Origin of the sequence: Streptococcus sp. 4155 (assembly GCF_013276695.1) — a bacterium.
Lineage (GTDB): Bacteria > Bacillota > Bacilli > Lactobacillales > Streptococcaceae > Streptococcus > Streptococcus pseudopneumoniae.
The window spans coordinates 1-16,307 of record NZ_VMLM01000034.1 but is presented as its reverse complement, the minus strand read 5'-3'; the positions used below and the strand labels follow the sequence as shown (position 1 = coordinate 16,307).

The 16,307-nt window shown below is 41.9% G+C and carries 15 protein-coding genes and 1 pseudogene; all 16 read right to left on the bottom strand.

The features are described from left to right. Positions 1 to 188: 188 nt before the first annotated feature. Entirely contained in the window at positions 189 to 815 is a 627-nt protein-coding gene (locus tag HT715_RS04485; RefSeq protein ID WP_138705964.1) for a phosphoribulokinase, read from the bottom strand. Continuing rightward, entirely contained in the window at positions 812 to 1,402 is a 591-nt protein-coding gene (gene nrdG / locus HT715_RS04480) for an anaerobic ribonucleoside-triphosphate reductase activating protein (protein WP_138705963.1), read from the bottom strand. Before nrdG ends, HT715_RS04485 begins: the two co-directional genes overlap by 4 nt. Then, entirely contained in the window at positions 1,395 to 1,901 is a 507-nt protein-coding gene (locus tag HT715_RS04475) for a GNAT family N-acetyltransferase (protein WP_138705962.1), read from the bottom strand. The genes nrdG and HT715_RS04475 overlap by 8 nt, the downstream gene beginning before the upstream one ends. A 161-nt stretch (positions 1,902 to 2,062) precedes the next feature. Continuing rightward, positions 2,063 to 2,203 carry a hypothetical protein gene (locus tag HT715_RS04470; RefSeq protein ID WP_000521621.1) on the bottom strand — a complete coding sequence of 47 codons (141 nt, stop codon included), beginning with the start codon at positions 2,201 to 2,203 and terminating at the stop codon, positions 2,063 to 2,065. A gap of 11 nt (positions 2,204 to 2,214) precedes the next feature. Further along, positions 2,215 to 4,422: an anaerobic ribonucleoside-triphosphate reductase gene (gene nrdD / locus HT715_RS04465; RefSeq protein ID WP_171043124.1), complete on the bottom strand. Its 2,208-nt coding sequence runs from the start codon at positions 4,420 to 4,422 to the stop codon at positions 2,215 to 2,217. 119 nt (positions 4,423 to 4,541) lie between these two features. After that, positions 4,542 to 6,080 (bottom strand): damage-inducible protein CinA, encoded by a 1,539-nt coding sequence (locus HT715_RS04460; protein WP_138706684.1) that lies wholly within the window; start codon positions 6,078 to 6,080, stop codon positions 4,542 to 4,544. Between the two features lie 254 nt (positions 6,081 to 6,334). Then, on the bottom strand, positions 6,335 to 7,867 hold the full coding sequence (gene cls, locus HT715_RS04455; protein WP_138707064.1) for a cardiolipin synthase: 1,533 nt from the start codon (positions 7,865 to 7,867) through the stop codon (positions 6,335 to 6,337). Positions 7,868 to 8,012: 145 nt separating this feature from the next. Next, positions 8,013 to 8,477 (bottom strand): annotated as a pseudogene (locus tag HT715_RS04450) (SP_0198 family lipoprotein). Between the two features lie 83 nt (positions 8,478 to 8,560). Further along, complete coding sequence (locus HT715_RS04445; RefSeq protein ID WP_000464364.1) at positions 8,561 to 9,811, bottom strand: folylpolyglutamate synthase/dihydrofolate synthase family protein; 1,251 nt, start codon at positions 9,809 to 9,811, stop codon at positions 8,561 to 8,563. A gap of 255 nt (positions 9,812 to 10,066) precedes the next feature. After that, positions 10,067 to 10,372 (bottom strand): DUF1292 domain-containing protein, encoded by a 306-nt coding sequence (locus tag HT715_RS04440; RefSeq protein WP_172922841.1) that lies wholly within the window; start codon positions 10,370 to 10,372, stop codon positions 10,067 to 10,069. Between the two features lie 15 nt (positions 10,373 to 10,387). Then, a complete protein-coding gene (ruvX, locus tag HT715_RS04435) occupies positions 10,388 to 10,807 on the bottom strand; it encodes a Holliday junction resolvase RuvX (RefSeq protein WP_001808830.1) in 420 nt (139 codons plus the stop codon). Between the two features lie 3 nt (positions 10,808 to 10,810). Continuing rightward, on the bottom strand, positions 10,811 to 11,077 hold the full coding sequence (locus tag HT715_RS04430) for an IreB family regulatory phosphoprotein (protein ID WP_000507059.1): 267 nt from the start codon (positions 11,075 to 11,077) through the stop codon (positions 10,811 to 10,813). Positions 11,078 to 11,163: 86 nt separating this feature from the next. Then, the gene (locus tag HT715_RS04425) at positions 11,164 to 11,733 is read right to left on the bottom strand and encodes an SP0191 family lipoprotein (RefSeq protein ID WP_000725131.1); all 570 of its coding nucleotides are present in this window, start codon (positions 11,731 to 11,733) and stop codon (positions 11,164 to 11,166) included. 65 nt (positions 11,734 to 11,798) lie between these two features. Continuing rightward, positions 11,799 to 12,197 carry a transcriptional regulator Spx gene (gene spx / locus HT715_RS04420; RefSeq protein WP_000591165.1) on the bottom strand — a complete coding sequence of 133 codons (399 nt, stop codon included), beginning with the start codon at positions 12,195 to 12,197 and terminating at the stop codon, positions 11,799 to 11,801. Between the two features lie 131 nt (positions 12,198 to 12,328). Next, positions 12,329 to 13,390, bottom strand: a complete 1,062-nt coding sequence (locus HT715_RS04415) for a Xaa-Pro peptidase family protein (RefSeq protein ID WP_138707065.1) — start codon at positions 13,388 to 13,390, stop codon at positions 12,329 to 12,331. After that, positions 13,383 to 16,214 carry an excinuclease ABC subunit UvrA gene (gene uvrA / locus HT715_RS04410; RefSeq protein ID WP_138707066.1) on the bottom strand — a complete coding sequence of 944 codons (2,832 nt, stop codon included), beginning with the start codon at positions 16,212 to 16,214 and terminating at the stop codon, positions 13,383 to 13,385. The genes HT715_RS04415 and uvrA overlap by 8 nt, the downstream gene beginning before the upstream one ends. Between the last annotated feature and the right edge of the window lie 93 nt (positions 16,215 to 16,307).

Genomic DNA, 16,307 nt, shown 5'->3' with positions numbered 1-16,307 from the left:
CGCGGTGTTGCGTGGCAATGCAACCGAGCGTGTCGCAACCTCTTGCATCAAAGCTAAAGCTGTAATTTACAGCACCATAATAGAATAACACAAAGCCCCTGCGATTGCAAGGGATTTGTTAGGTTTTTTTCGTTTTTTTGGGATGAAACTGTTTTCCTATTTTTCTTTTTAAAATTAGGGATTTTCTTCTATATAAACTGAGTCCTCTTGACCTCAAATTTATCTTCTGATTGGTCCACTAAGATGTCCGCAATTGACTCTGTTTCTTTATAGTATCGCAGATACTGCTCCCGTCTCATCTGATGGCTAGCCAATATAAAGGATGCATCGCGATTTCTCACAGTCGTATCTCTAGCAAGGCGTCGCTTTAATTCGGTCTCCTCATCCGTGTAGAAACAGATGGTTTTGTCAAAGAGTTCTTTGGGTAAAAAGCCTACAGACATCCCTTCGACAATCAGAATTGGCTTTTCTCCAGACAAGACCTCACTAGCTTTCCAAGGTTCTTCAATTGTTAAGATATCCATGCCAGCCTTTAAAGCGAGAATGTCTCTTTCTAAACTTACCAGTTCATGAGCCACAGGTAAACAAGCGGTCACTTTTTGGTCTGGAGTCTCCTTTGGCACCACTAAATGACGATTTGAAGCAATGTAAGGATCGGTTTCCAATAAGTTTACCTTTGCAGAATCTAAGGCTTGGTACAATTCCTGTGCAAAGGTTGATTTACCTGAAGCCCCATGACCGTATATTCCCAGTGTCCTGACTTTCCCCGTCTCGATCTCTGAGACTAGTTGGTCTACTAAGTCTTTTTTCTTCATTCTCTCTTCACCTGTTCATAGCTTTCTTTTCCGTCATTAAGCTTGTCCCAAATCACTACTTGCCCACTTTGGAGCGATTTTTGCACATCTATGATGCGTTGATTGGACGAACCTCGAAACTGGAGCATGAGATTTCTCTTAGTTCGATCGTATCGTCCATCAACCAGAATGTCAATCAGTGATAAGAGTTCCAGTTTATCTTGTGTCTCCAACATCATTTCTTCCCAAGTGTAGCCCGTCCAGGACCAGATGTCTTTTTCTGGCAATTCCTTTCGAATGCGTTTAACGAGAGGTAAGACAATACCCGTATTGAGAAAGGGTTCCCCTCCCAGTAAGGTTAACCCCTGAACATAAGGCTGGGCAAGATCTGCCATGATTTGCTCTTCTAATTCTGCTGTGTAGGGAATTCCTGCATTGAAAGACCAAGTCGCAACATTATAACACCCCTCGCAGTGAAACATGCAGCCTGATACATAGAGGGAGTTCCGCACGCCTTCTCCATCCACAAAGTTAAAGGCCTTGTAGTCAATGATACGGCCTTGACTGAGCTCCTCACTTTTCCATTCTTGTGGTTTTGGATTATTCATTCGCTACCTCTATCCAATAACGCTCAACTCCATCACGAACATCCTCAATACGACCTCCATTTGATAGAATGACTGCTCTACTAGCAGGATTATTCACACTACAGGTCACCAGAGCTTTCTTGATGTTCTTTTCTTTAGCAACTTGCAAGCCCTGACGGAAAGTTTCCTTAGCATAACCCTTGCCTCTTTCTGATGGACGAATGGAGTAACCAATATGGCCAGCATAATTCAGCAACCCCTCATTCAGTCTCAATCGCAGATTCAAAAATCCTAGAGCACGACCTACATCATCAAATGATACAAATTGAATAGAAGGAACACGATTTTCAGGCAAGTTTATTCCCGTTTCTTTTTGCATATTTGTTTCCAACCATTCTTCATACACAAAGTTCTCTGTATCCCAAAATCCTCCATCATGGGCTGATTGGCTCTTTTCAAACTCTGCCATCATCTCTAAAACTGTTTCTTTATCTGCTAATCTTGGTCTGCGTAGTTCCATCCTTACCTCCCACTATGAGAAAAGCGAGAGCTGACTCTCATACTCTTCGAAAATCAAATTCAAACCACGTCAGCGTCGCCTTACCGTAGTACGGTTACTGACTTCGTCAGTNNTGCGGCTAGCTTCCTAGTTTGCTCTTTAATTTTCATTGAGTATCACTTTTATTTTTTCTTGTTCTTGTTTAAAAATTGTTCTCTGAGGCTAAGCAAGCGTTCTTTCTTACCAGCTCCACCTTTAGAGTGTTTCTCGTGATAACGGGTCACTTGTGCGCGACCCTTATCGTCTAATTGATATTTTCCCATTTCATTTCTTTCTAATTTGTTACTTGATGGCCAGCTATTTTAATCGTTGAGCCATTCATATGTTTGACACGCGCAGCGATTTCCTTGTGACGTCCATTGACCATAGGTCTCGCTTGAGGATTACCTAGATAGCCACAAGTCCGTTTAACAACGTCTACTGTTTTAGGGTCGCTATTGCCACAGTTAGGACAAGCAAAGCCCCTCTCAGTTGGTTCAAAATCTCCTTCAAAGTCACACTTGTAGCAATGGTCTATTGGAGTATTGGTACCCAAATAGCCCACACGGTCATAAGCATAATCCCAGACAGCTTCCAAGGCTTTTGGATTTTGCTGGAGGACTGGATACTCACAATAATGGATGAAACCACCCGACGCACCTGCTTCTGGATAGACTTTCTCAAAGTCCAATTTTTCAAACGGTGTTGGATTTTTACGAACATCGTAGTGGAATGAATTGGTGTAATATTCCTTATCTGTAATATCAGGAATAGAACCAAACTTCTCTGTATCTAGTCGGCAGAAACGGTCTGTCAAACTTTCAGACGGTGTTGAGTAGATAGAGAAATGGTATCCATATTGGTCAGACCACTCTTCTACACGGCGTTTCATATCGCGAATGATATCCAGCGTGAATTCCTTAGCATCTGGATTACTTTCCCAGCTATTTCCAAAGAAGACTGTCGCTACCTCGTACAAACCGATGTAACCCAGCGAAACAGTTGCGCGACGATTCTTAAAGAGCTGATCAACACTTTCTTCTTTACTTAGACGATGGCCAAAAGCACCGTACTGATAAAGGATAGGAGCATTGGCTGGCGTCGCCTCTTTCGTGCGTTCGACACGGTAAACAAGAGCATCTTCAGCGATATTCATTCGCTCGTTGAAGATTTCCCAGAACTTATTCATGTCGCCCTCAGACTCAAGAGCAATACGAGGTAGGTTAACTGTCACAACACCAAGGTTCATGCGACCTGAATTGACTTCTACACCATTTTCATCCTTCCATCCTTGAAGGAACGAACGGCAACCCATAGGAACTTTGAAAGAACCTGTCAACTCAACAATCTTATCATAGGACAAAACATCTGGGTACATCCGTTTGGTTGCGCACTCTAGGGCCAACTGCTTGATGTCGTAGTTGGGAGTCCCTTCTTCCAAGTTAAGACCTCTTTTAAGCGTAAAGATGAGCTTAGGGAAGATGGCTGTACGATGCTCCGAACCAAGTCCCTTAATGCGAATGTTTAAAATTGCCTTTTGAATTTCTCGCTCAAAACGACTAGTTCCTAGACCAAAACCTAGCGAAGTAAAGGGTGTTTGGCCATTTGAAGTGAAGAGAGTATTGATTTCATACTCGAGTGATTGCATGGCATCGTAGATGTCTTTTTGGGTTTTCTTCCAGGCATAATCTTCTCGTTTTTCAGGCAAAACCCACTCTTCTGCATCTTTGAGATGTTTTTGGCAATTCTTCTCTGCATAAGGCGCCAAAACTTCATCGATACGGTCAGCTGAACATCCCCCGTACTGGCTAGAAGCAACGTTGGCGATGATTTGCGAAATCTGTGCTGTCGCAGTCTGAATAGACTTGGGACTTTCTACCTCTGCATTCCCAATCTTAAAACCATTTTCCAACATACCTTTAAAGTCAATCAAACAGCAGTTGGTCATAGGGGTATAGGGGCTGTAGTCCAAATCGTGATAGTGGATATCTCCCTTTTGGTGGGCATTGGCTACGTGCTTAGGCAGCATTTGCAGTCCGATTGACTTTCCAACAATCCCTGCTGTCAAATCGCGCTGGGTGTTAAAGACATCACTGTCTTTGTTCGCATTTTCATTAACAACGGCCTGGTCTTTGTTGAGAAGTTTATGGATGCTAAAGTTAATATCTGTCGCTTTTGAGCGCTCAAAATCCCTTTGTGTCCGATAAGTAATATACTCCTCAGCCAGCGCATATTCTTTGGCTTCAAGCAGTTCATGTTCTACAATATTTTGAATTTCGTAAATCTTAACCCCCTGTGGAAAGCGACTATGAATTTCTGTGACAATTCGCTCGGTCAGAGCATTTAGGCGCTTTTCGACTAAGGGTGTCACATCCATAACCTTGTCTGCCGCCTTGTGGAGAGCCTTGTCAATCTTGTCCACATCAAATACAACACGTCTCCCATCTCGTTTCTCGACGAAGAGAGTTGGCAAAATTGTAATTTTTTCTTCTAGTGCAATCATATGCATGCTCTTTTCTAAATTGTTCTTTCTAAAAAGTATTATACCACTCTAAAAAGAAAAATCAATATCTTGTGGTAAAAATCCTAAAATTTTTAAAAATGCACAAGATATTGATTTGGTTATTTGATTTTATAGACTTTAAACTCTGAGTAATCCGTCTTTACTTGTTGGTAATTTTCTTTCAAGATTGTTTCTACTTCAGACCAGACTGGCACTTTGTCATTTACCACAATCACCTTAGGTTGTTTTTCTTTCAAGTCATTAAGTAGCTTATTCCGGTTTTCCTCAGCTGCTGTATAGTGCATCGGGGACAAAATAGCCGATGGCGACAAGCGCTCACTCTTACGATAAAGAGTCGCAGTATCATCCCATGCATAGATAGCATCTTCCGTATTCGTCTCCTCTTTTACTAAATCAGCAAGACGATCACGTTCTTGATAAGGTACCGGATAAAGGACAAACTTCATCAAAAAAGGAATAGACAAAAGATAGACAAGCCCTAAAACTGGCAGATATAGATTTCCTTTGAAAAAACGACTCCATAGACTAACTGGCGTTTCTCTTCGTCTTCGTCTAACACTACGCCCCCTCTGTTGACTCTTAATATTGGTTACCAATAAAAGTAGGAAAACAGGGAAGACGACCATCAAATAAGAAGCGTGCAGAGGCTCTTGTGAAAAGAAAAGCAAAATCAAACCTAAAATTGTCACAAGACTTGCAGGAACCGAAATGACGTATAGTTTAGAGGGCTTGGATTGAAAGAGACCTAAAAAGATACAAACCACAAATCCCAAACCAAGGGACAACAAGCCATAAAAAGCCATATTCTCTAAAATTTTAGAAGTGAAATCAAAGCGAATACTGTCAATAGGATAACGAATACCACTAATGGCATCCCCAAAACTTCCTGTTGCAACACTATAGTAGGTAGTGGGATAAAAGACAAGTGAAAAACCTAAAGCCACTGCAAGAAACTGATAAAACCCATGCGCAAAGCGTCTATGCCCAAGGTTAAAGACCAACAAGCCTAAACTCACTACAGCAATAAACAGGAGCGATGACAAGGGGGCAAAGAAAAATCCGCCCGCCAAAGCCAGCCCAATCCGTACAAATCCCTTATCATGGCTTGGATTGCTTAGATAAGCCGCAACTAAACTAAAGGCCGCGAATAAGAAGGGAAGCGCTAAAAGAGTCGCATAGCCTCCACCAAAAGCAAGACCTGTAACTAGCATGTAAAAAATAGTCACCACTTGTCCAGCTTGGTCTCCTTGCTCTGTCAAGGTATCCGCTGATCTAAAAAGGAAAAATCCGCCTGCTACCAAGGCTAACCACTCAAAGATGGCAAAGAAAAATCCGCCCTGAGTCACGTAAGTCAGCAAATAATAAAGCAAACCTTGACTTCCATAATAATCGCTGTAAATCTTCCCTGCCTGATGAAGTGCCCAACCTACATAAAAATCCTGCACTTCTTGTGCACTCATTAAATCGAGTAATAGCGGTACTCCTAGAGTTATCCCCGTTACAAGCGTACTCCATAGTAAAATTTTCACCAAAGGAAGACGACTTGATTCACGATGATGCAATTCTTGTTCGATTTGGTATTCTAGAGGTTCACGATTCTCCTGATGAACTTCTTCTACTCTACCATACACACTCATATCGTTTCTCCTATTCAATTTATCTGTCTTAGTATATCAAAAAGTCCTAGGATTGTCAGCTTGCGATGGGTGTTTGAGTGATTTTTTGCATAGTTTCACAAAGGTTTCAATTTCTCGAAAGCGGTGTAACTGTGTCTGTTTAAATGATATGATATAATCCAATTCTTTCTGGGTCAGCATCTTTCCTCCTACATCTTCTTATTCGTAAAAGACAAGAAAAATAGGACTGGTTTGTGTCCTCAGTCCTAGATTTCTTATAAGATAGGGGCGAATAACTGGGCAATTTCTTTTACAAGCTTTTGATACCAGCTCGTTTTGATAGAATGAGGATAGACTTCCTGAGAATCTGCAAATATATTTTGAAAATCTCGGGCGATTTCCATTATAGAAGGAGTTTTATAGAGTAAGACTGCATTTTCATAATGGTGTACCAAGCTTCGGTAGTCGAGATTGATTGTCCCCACCACCGCAAAATCTTCGTCTACCAACATCTGCTTACTATGAATAAAACCTGGACTATACTCATAAATTCGAACACCAGCAGAAAGAAGGTCTGGATAAGCGCCTCTTGTGACTAACTGAATGAACTTCTTATCTGGTATGTAAGGAGTGACAATCCGAACATCGACCCCTCTCATAGCAGCATTTTTGATTGTCTCCGTTAAATCATAATCTATGATCAAATAAGGTGTCGTAATATAGACCGATTCCGTTGCTTGATTGATCAAACTCTGATAAACCTTTTTCCCTACCTGCGTTCGAAAAATTGGCTTGGGTCCACTTCCGTATGGAATGGTTAAACCGTCACTTGGGATAGAATGATTTTCTAAATGATATTGATCAAAATCACTAATCTCTCCTCGATTGATGTACCAAGTGGTTAAAAACAAGCGTGTCAGGGCTTTTACTGCTAGTCCGTCCAAGCGAATTCCACTATCCTTCCAATAACCAAATCTCTCGACGTGGTTAATGTACTCATCTGCCAGATTGACCCCACCAGTATAGGCTATCTGACCATCAACAATCAATATTTTTCTATGATCTCTGTTATTATAGGCCACTGTCAAACGAGGAATAACTTTATTGAATTTATGGGCCTCGATGCCCAGCTGACGAAGTCGATGTGCATAATCTCCTGTTAAAGTAGCCATACAGCCGATATCATCATAGAGCAGTTTAACCTCAACTCCTTGAGCGACCTTTTGCTCTAGTATATCTAGTATGCGATTCCACATCAAACCTTCTTCTATAATGTAATATTCCAAGAAAATAAATTTTTCAGCCTTTTTAAGATCTTCTACCATCTTTTTCCACATAGCTTCTCCGTTAGGAAAAAATGTAGAGGCAGTTTGATCATAGACATCGGCATTGGTATCCATACTCAATAAGGACTTGATGACGCCATAAGCTGCCTTATCACTTTCTTTTAATTCCTCTTTTAGTAGCTGGCTATTTGCTTCTTGGAAATGCATGGAGCCTAGCTTCTTCAGTTGTTTGATTTCTTTTTTGGACAATCGCCTTTCACCAAACATCAGATAGAGCAAGGGGCCAAATACTGGCACAAAGGCTACTAACAACCAGGTTACCTTATTCTCAGGAGTCGTATTACGGTTGACTATCGAAATGATTGTAATGATACTCAGTAGAATGAGGACAGTAATCCATAAAATGGGAGCCATACGTCCTAAATAAAGAAAGAGACCAAAAACCAGACAAAGTTCAAGTAGCATAATCGAAAGACTAAAGCCATACTTGGACATCAATAATTGAAATTTCCTATATTTCATATCCCCTCCTTGATATTTTGAATGCTAAAAACAAGTAATTGATACTAGTATAACTCAGCTATTCGACAGAAGGCAAGTATTTATGATTATTTTCTAGGTAAAAGTAAAAAGGATGAAAAATCCAGCCTTTTCTACTTGCATAGTCTTATTTAGTTAAAACGATTTGGTCCGATGGGTCTCTATCCATATCATCTACGATGATTTGATTACCGTTTACAGTGTAAATTTTGACATCATCACCAATAATCATGCGTTGATTTGCTGCATCAAATGTGACCTGTTTGACTTTCTGATCCCCGTCAGATTCGAGCTCAGTCCATGTACCAGTCGTTCCAGTGACCACTAAAGTGATACGGTCTCCGTCATCTTGGCCTATATAAGTCCCATCAATATCAGTCGGTTGAGCCTCAGGTGCATTTTGTGAAGAACTTGTTGCTACCTGGTTTGTATTTTCTGTAGACGATGAAGCAGCAGGTTGTGATTGCTGAGTTTGTTATATTTGTGCTTGAGCTGCTGGTTGTTGAATCTGTTGAGCTCTTTGTGAACAAGCTACTACGAGACTAAGACTTGCTAGAGAAGCAAGAGAAAGTGTGAATCTTTTTAATTTCATGATGGATTTCCTTTCTACTACCAATTTAGAGAAATTTTCTCTAACCAGCAATTCCCCTAGTATAACAAGTTCAAAAAAGGTGGTCAATTTATCTGTTCATGCCCCAGCAGGTAGCCCCGTACTTCTGAGATAAAATAGAGAGACCCTGTAATGAATAACAAATCCTGAGCATCTGTTCTTTCTTCAAAATCGCTGATAAATTCTCGGTAAGAAGAAACTATATCGTAACCTGTCACATCCCTTTCGTCCAAAGCTCCCTGATAGTCAAAGCCAGTTACCTTGAGTTCCACCTGAGGCAAATTCTCAGTCAGATAACCTAACATCCCTTGATAATCCTTCCGTTTCAAGGACCCAAAGAGGATTTGAGGACGATAGGCTTCCTGCTCTTTTTCTTTGATAAACTCAACCAAGCGAGTCAAGGCAGGGAGGTTATGAGCACCATCCAAGTAAATCTGAGGGCGAATACGCTCCAAACGCCCAGCCCAATGGGTCTTCTCCAAAGCCTGTCTTACAACCTGCTCATCAACAACTTCCTTTCCTTCTCCCATAAAGAGAAGAAATGCTTGCAACGCCAAGGCCGCATTTTCCTGCTGATAAGCTCCTTCTAAGCCTATGTTCAGCTGTGAAAGATTTAGTAAAGAGCTTGAAAAATTACCATTCAGCATTGAAAAATCTTGACCTGCCTGATAAAGATCAACAGCTAAAGAGTCTGCTTTTTTCTGACAGACAAGCCTAGCTTCTGGAGGCAATTTCGCAATCACTGCCTTCTTACCAGCCTTGAAAATACCAGCTTTCTGCTCTGCGATTGCTTCCAGACTATCACCCAAGGTTTCCTGATGGTCAAGCCCAATGGAGGTGATAACAGCAAGCTCTCCAGTTACCACATTGGTCGTGTCAAGTAAGCCGCCAATTCCCACTTCTAGTAAAACCAAATCCACTTCTTGCTCTCTAAAATAAAGAAAAGCAATCAAGGTCAGCAGTTCAAAAAAGGACAACTGATCATGGGTTTGCAGAAGCGTTTTCTCCATCTCCTTGACCTGCTCAGCCAAACGGATAAAGTCTGTGTCTGCTATAGATTGCCCATTAATGCAGATTCGATCATTGATAGAGACGATATGAGGGGAGGTAAAGGTCGCGACTTTTTTGCCATGCCCCATAAATAACTCCCTCATAAAAGCAATGGTAGATCCTTTCCCATTAGTCCCTGTTACATGGATAATAGGATAAGACTTCTCTGGATTCCCTAACAAATCCACCGCTTGCTGTATTCGGCCTAAACCTGATCGAAAATTCAAACCAATCCGACTATAAAGCCATTCTCCTACTTCAAACATACACATCTCCTTGACAAAAGTCTAATCAATTATCTAGCAAAATTCCGTAGATAACAAAAAATGAGGTCAGGATTTTCGTCCCGACCTCTTACCTGGTTAGCTAATTACTAGCAACTATGAATGTTAACGTGGGCTAAAAACATCCACCGAACGTTCCAACTCTTCCAATTTCTAGGAGTTGGGCTGATACAGTCTCCCAGACTTACTTATGGTCTTTATTTTTAGCATAAGGGTAAAAATGTTCACTGAACATTTTTACTCCTCCATAAAACTATTGAAGACTTCTTCAATCATGTTCCATTCGTCTTCTGAGTCTTCTGGGATTGGTTGCAATTCGCCTTCTGTTCCATCTTCGTTTTCGATGAATGAGTAAGCTTGGATTTCAACTTGTCCGTCTTCGTCTCCTTCTGCGTTAACTGGTACTAGAAGAACATAGTTTTTACCAAATTCTTCTTTTCCATCAATTGTCAAAAGGATTTCAAACAAGGTTTCATTTCCTTGCTCATCTACTAGTGTGATTAGTTCACGTTCTTCGTGGTCGTGGTTATGATCGTGTGACATATCCTCTCCTTTATATTAAAATTTTCTATCTAAATAATTTTGTAAAATCAGCTGAGCTGCTAACTTATCAATGACTTTCTTGCGCTTATTGCGACTGATATCTGCTTGTTCAATCAACATACGCTCAGCAGCCACTGTTGTCAAGCGTTCATCCTGATAGTCTACTGGTAAACCAAAAAACTCTTCTAGCTTTGCTCCGTAGGCTTGACTAGCTTCTACGCGCGGTCCGCTTGTATTGTTCATGTTTTTAGGCAGGCCCACTACAAATCGTTCCACCTTGTAAGTATCAACCAGCTCCTTAACGCGGTCAAAACCAAATTGGCCTTGCTCCTCATTGATTTGGATGATTTCAAGCCCTTGAGCTGTAAAACCGAGCGGATCGCTAATGGCCACCCCTACCGTTTTTGAACCGACGTCCAATCCCATAATTCTCATAGGTTACAGATCGACTCCTTGTCCTTTAAGGTAGTAGCGAACCAATTCCTCAACGATTTCATCACGCTCATACTTACGGATTTGATTTCGTGCATTATTATAACGAGGAACGTAGGCAGGGTCTCCACTCAATACGTAACCTACGATTTGGTTAATTGGGTTGTAGCCCTTATCGTTCAACGAAGCATAAACATCTGTCAAAGTTTCGCTAATTTCTTTTTTATTGGAATCGTCCAATTTAAAACGTACGGTTTCTTCAGTAAATCCCATTCTAACACCCTCTTTCCTTAGAATAGTACCATTATAGCATAATTCCTTACCTTCTACAATTCAGGCAGTTTATTTATTTGGATTTTCTATTGTTCTGTCGCACCATTTGCCAATCTGTCTGAAATATATTTGCTTGGTTCATTCTTCAAAAGATTTTCTAAGCCAATATTCTTCAAATATTCTAACTGAGAAGCCTTCTTGACATCCAAAACTTGAAAATCAAAACCAGTCGTTGTTTGAAGTTCTGTTGCACTCAATAGTTTTGTTTCAAGCTTAAATCCTGCTAATTTACGAGCTTCTATGATGGAGTCGTCTTTCTCTTCCGCCTCGAGAAGAGCTTTTTGAGTTTCCTCCACTCCATGTTGGTCAATGTAGGTCTTCAGCTCATCTGAGACTGGACGCTTTTGTTGGATAGTTAGACTCAAAAAAATCTTGTCTTTGTAAGTAATGGTTTGGGTCTGCTGGCTACCATCATCTGACTTGGGCAAGACCAAAGTCTTGGTTACAACTGTATTCTTCTCAGCATTTTCAATAACTGGCAATGCCGACTGAAGCGTATCTTTTTCTGTTTTTGTAGCTGGTCCAGTTTCTTTTTTCTGTCCGCAACCAACCAGGACAAAAAGGAAAGCTAGACTAACAAGAACTATTTTTTTCATTTCTTTCTTCTTTCTTTTTGAAATTAAAATAGAATAAGACTGGGAATTGCTCCCAGCCTTGATGTTTATAGAGCTGCACGCAAACGTGCTTCTGCATTTTCTACATTACGGACAGAGCGTGGTAGGAAGGCACGAATATCGTCTTCCTTATAGCCAACTTGCAGGCGTTTTTCATCTACAAGGATTGGGCTCTTTAAAATTCTAGGTGTTTCCATAATCAGATTGAGGACTTCGTTAACACTCAAATCTTCAATATCCACTCCAAGGGCTTTGGCATAGCGATTTTTAGATGAGACGATACTGGCTATTCCGTTATCTGTTTTGGTTAGAATATCCAGTAATTCTTCTCGCGTAATTCCTTCTTTACCAAGGTTTTGTTCTTTATAACTTAACTGGTGGGCATTAAGCCAGGTTTTTGCTTTTTTACAGCTAGTACAACTTGAGACTGTATAAATTTTAATCATGTACCTACCCCTTTCGCTACATGTTACTATCAGTTTAGTCTATTATACCATAAAAAACATCCGACTTGCGACCTATTTTTAATTTTTTTTGACTTTTTTCGTCATTTTCGTACTTTTTTCTTGACAAACAACTAAATGACTATCAACTCTTTTGGAGCTAGGGTCAATAATTCACAACCTGTCTCTGTAATCAGGATATCATCCTCGATACGAACGCCATATTTGCCTTCGATATAGATACCTGGTTCATCGGTCAAGGCCATACCTGCCTTAATAGTTTCTGTAGAAGTTTGGCTAAAGTAAGGCTCTTCATGGATATCCAGTCCAATACCGTGTCCGATACCGTGGGTAAAGTAGTCACCATAGCCTGCCTCGATGATAATATCACGAGGAATTTTGTCAAAGTCACGGAAACCTAAGCCAGCCTTAGCCTGTTCAATCAAGGCTTGGTTAGCTTTTAGAACTGTATTGTAAATCTCTGCTTGCTCGTCGCTGACATGCCCCAGATAGATAGTCCGTGTCATATCACTGACATAGTGGTCGTAGAGGCAACCGAAGTCCATGGTAATAGCTTCTCCTAGCTCCACTGGTTTGTGCATAGGATGGGCATGGGGTTTGGAAGAGTTGATACCGCTAGCTAGGATAGTGTCAAAAGACAAGCCAGATGCTCCCAACTCACGCATACGGAAGTCAAGGAAGTTGGCTATTTCAATCTCTGTCTTTCCTGGTTTGATAAAGTCAAGCGCATCGCGGAAAGCTTGGTCTGAGATAGAACAAGCCTTACGAATAGCTGCAATCTCCGCTTCATCCTTAATCATTCGAAGACCTTCGACAAACTGAGTTTGTGGAAGCAAGTCAATTCCTTCAAAGGCGGCCTGCATACGATGATAATAAGAAACTGAAATCTCGTCCTCAAAACCGATTCGAGACAAGCCCATATCCTTAACAATCCCTGCAATGACAGCCAATTCATCACGGTCAGCCACAATCTCAAAACCACTGGTTTCTTGCTTGGCTGCAATGATATAGCGAGAGTCTGTCACCAAGACCTGACGGTCACGGCTGATAAAGACTGTTCCGTTTGACCCCCAAAAACCAGTCAAGTAGTAGACGTTTTTAAGATTATTGATGATGATGCCATCTAGTTCTTTTTCTTGCATTTTAGCTATAAATGTTTGTACACGTTTATTCATGATATAACTTTCCTTTCAAATAGTGTCCTGTGTAGCTGGCTTCGTTGGCCGCTACTTCTTCTGGAGTTCCTGTTGCGATGATGGTTCCACCACCGACACCGCCCTCAGGTCCCAAGTCAATAATATGGTCCGCCGTCTTGATAACATCCAGATTGTGCTCAATGACAAGAACTGTATTGCCATCATCGACAAAGCGAGCTAAAACCTTGAGCAAGCGAGCGATATCCTCTGTATGGAGTCCTGTCGTCGGCTCATCCAGAATGTAGAAAGATTTTCCTGTCGATCGTTTGTGAAGTTCACTAGCCAACTTCATACGCTGGGCTTCTCCTCCAGAAAGGGTGGTAGCTGGCTGTCCTAGCGTGACATAGCCTAATCCCACATCCTTGATGGTCTGAAGTTTGCGTTGAATTTTCGGAATGTGTTGGAAGAACTCCACCGCATCGTTAACGGTCATGTCCAAGACCTGCGAGATATTTTTTTCCTTGTAATGAACTTCTAGGGTCTCACTGTTGTAGCGGGTTCCGTGGCAGACCTCACAAGCTACATAAACATCTGGCAAGAAGTGCATCTCAATCTTGATAATCCCGTCACCTGAGCAAGCTTCACAGCGACCACCCTTGACATTGAAACTGAAACGCCCCTTCTTGTAGCCTCGAATCTTGGCTTCATTAGTCTGAGCAAAGAGGTCACGTATATCGTCAAAAACTCCTGTATAGGTAGCAGGGTTAGACCTTGGCGTTCGTCCAATCGGGCTCTGGTCAATATCAATCAAACGATCAACATGCTCAATCCCTGTGATGGTCTTGAATTTACCAGGCTTGTCTGAATTACGGTTGAGCTTCTGAGCAATAGCTTTTTTGAGGATACTGTTGATCAAGGTCGATTTCCCTGAACCTGATACCCCTGTCACCGCGATGAATTTCCCTAGCGGGAAGCGAGCAGTAACATTTTGCAAGTTATTCTCACACGCTCCTGTCACTTCGATAAAACGACCATTTCCGGCACGGCGCTCTGTTGGCACTGGAATAGCACGCTTACCTGACAAGTACTGACCTGTGATAGATTTACTGTTGCGAGCTACCTGCTTGGGTGTCCCTGCAGCGACGATTTCCCCACCAAATACTCCCGCACCAGGACCAACGTCAATCAGATAATCCGCCTCACGCATGGTATCTTCGTCGTGTTCCACCACGATAAGAGTATTACCCAAATCACGCATCTTTTTGAGACTGGCAATCAAACGGTCATTGTCCCTCTGGTGGAGACCGATTGACGGCTCATCCAGGATATAGAGGACACCTGATAGGTTAGAACCAATCTGGGTTGCCAAGCGAATACGCTGACTTTCCCCACCTGAAAGGGTTCCTGCTGAACGTGACAGGGTTAGATAGTTTAGACCCACGTTATTAAGGAAGGTCAAACGATCCTTGATTTCCTTGAGAATAGGACGAGCAATAATAGCTTCATTTTCAGATAAGGTCAGCTGGCTCACCAAGTCCAAGTGGTCTGCGATAGACAAGTCTGAGATTTCTCCGATATGTGGCCCTTGCTGGCCACCAACACGGACAGACAAGGCCTGATCATTAAGACGGTAACCACGACAAGTTCCGCAGGTCAGCTCATTCATGTAAAGGCGCATCTGGGTGCGCGTGTAATCGCTGTTTGTCTCGTGATAGCGACGTTTGATATTATTGACAACTCCCTCAAAAGGAATGTCAATATCGCGCACGCCACCAAATTCATTCTCATAGTGGAAATGGAATTCCTTGCCATCTGACCCATAGAGAATCAAGTTCTTATCCTCTTCTGACAAGTTCTCAAAAGGCTTATCCATATCCACTCCAAAAGCTGTCATAGCCTGCTCTAGCATATTTGGATAGTAGTTGGATGAGATAGGATTCCAAGGAGCTAAGGCTCCCTCACGTAAGGTTTTACTGGCATCTGGCACTACCAAATCAGTATCCACCTCCAGCTTGATGCCCAAGCCATCACACTCACTACAAGAGCCAAAGGGAGCATTGAAAGAGAAGAGACGAGGCTCTAACTCTGGCACAGTAAAGCCACAAACTGGGCAGGCATAATGCTCAGAGAAGAGCAACTCAGAGTCATCCATAGTGTCGATAATGACATAGCCTTCTGCGATACGAAGGGCAGCCTCAATGGAATCAAAGAGACGACTACGAATGCCCTCCTTGATAACAATACGGTCAACCACGACATCGATATTGTGTTGCTTGCTCTTAGACAACTCTGGCACTTCGGTTACATCATAGACTTCTCCATCCACACGGACACGAACATACCCATCTTTCTGAACCTTCTCGATAACACTCTTATGTTGACCTTTTTTCTTGCGGATGACAGGGGCCAAAATCTGCAAGCGCTGGCGTTCAGGTAACTCCAAAACCTTATCAACGATTTGCTCCACCGAAGAAGCCTTGATAGCTCCATGCCCCTTGATACAGTAAGGCGTCCCCACACGTGCGTAGAGAAGACGCAGATAGTCATTGATTTCAGTCGTTGTTCCCACCGTCGAACGAGGGTTTTTGCTAGTCGTTTTCTGGTCGATAGAAATAGCTGGGCTGAGACCATCAATAGCATCTACATCTGGTTTTTCCATATTGCCCAAGAACTGACGAGCGTAGGCGGACAAACTCTCTACATAGCGACGTTGTCCCTCCGCATAGAGGGTATCAAAAGCCAGACTGGACTTCCCTGAACCTGACAAGCCAGTCACGACAACCAGCTTATCTCGCGGAATCTCCACATCAATATTTTTTAAATTATGGGCACGCGCCCCATGAATGACAATTTTATCTTGCATCTTTGTTCTTTCTAGTCCATTATTGCTTACCATTATACCAAAAAAAGTGAGATTCTATTACCCAAAAGGCTGAATTTGTAGTATAATAAAAAA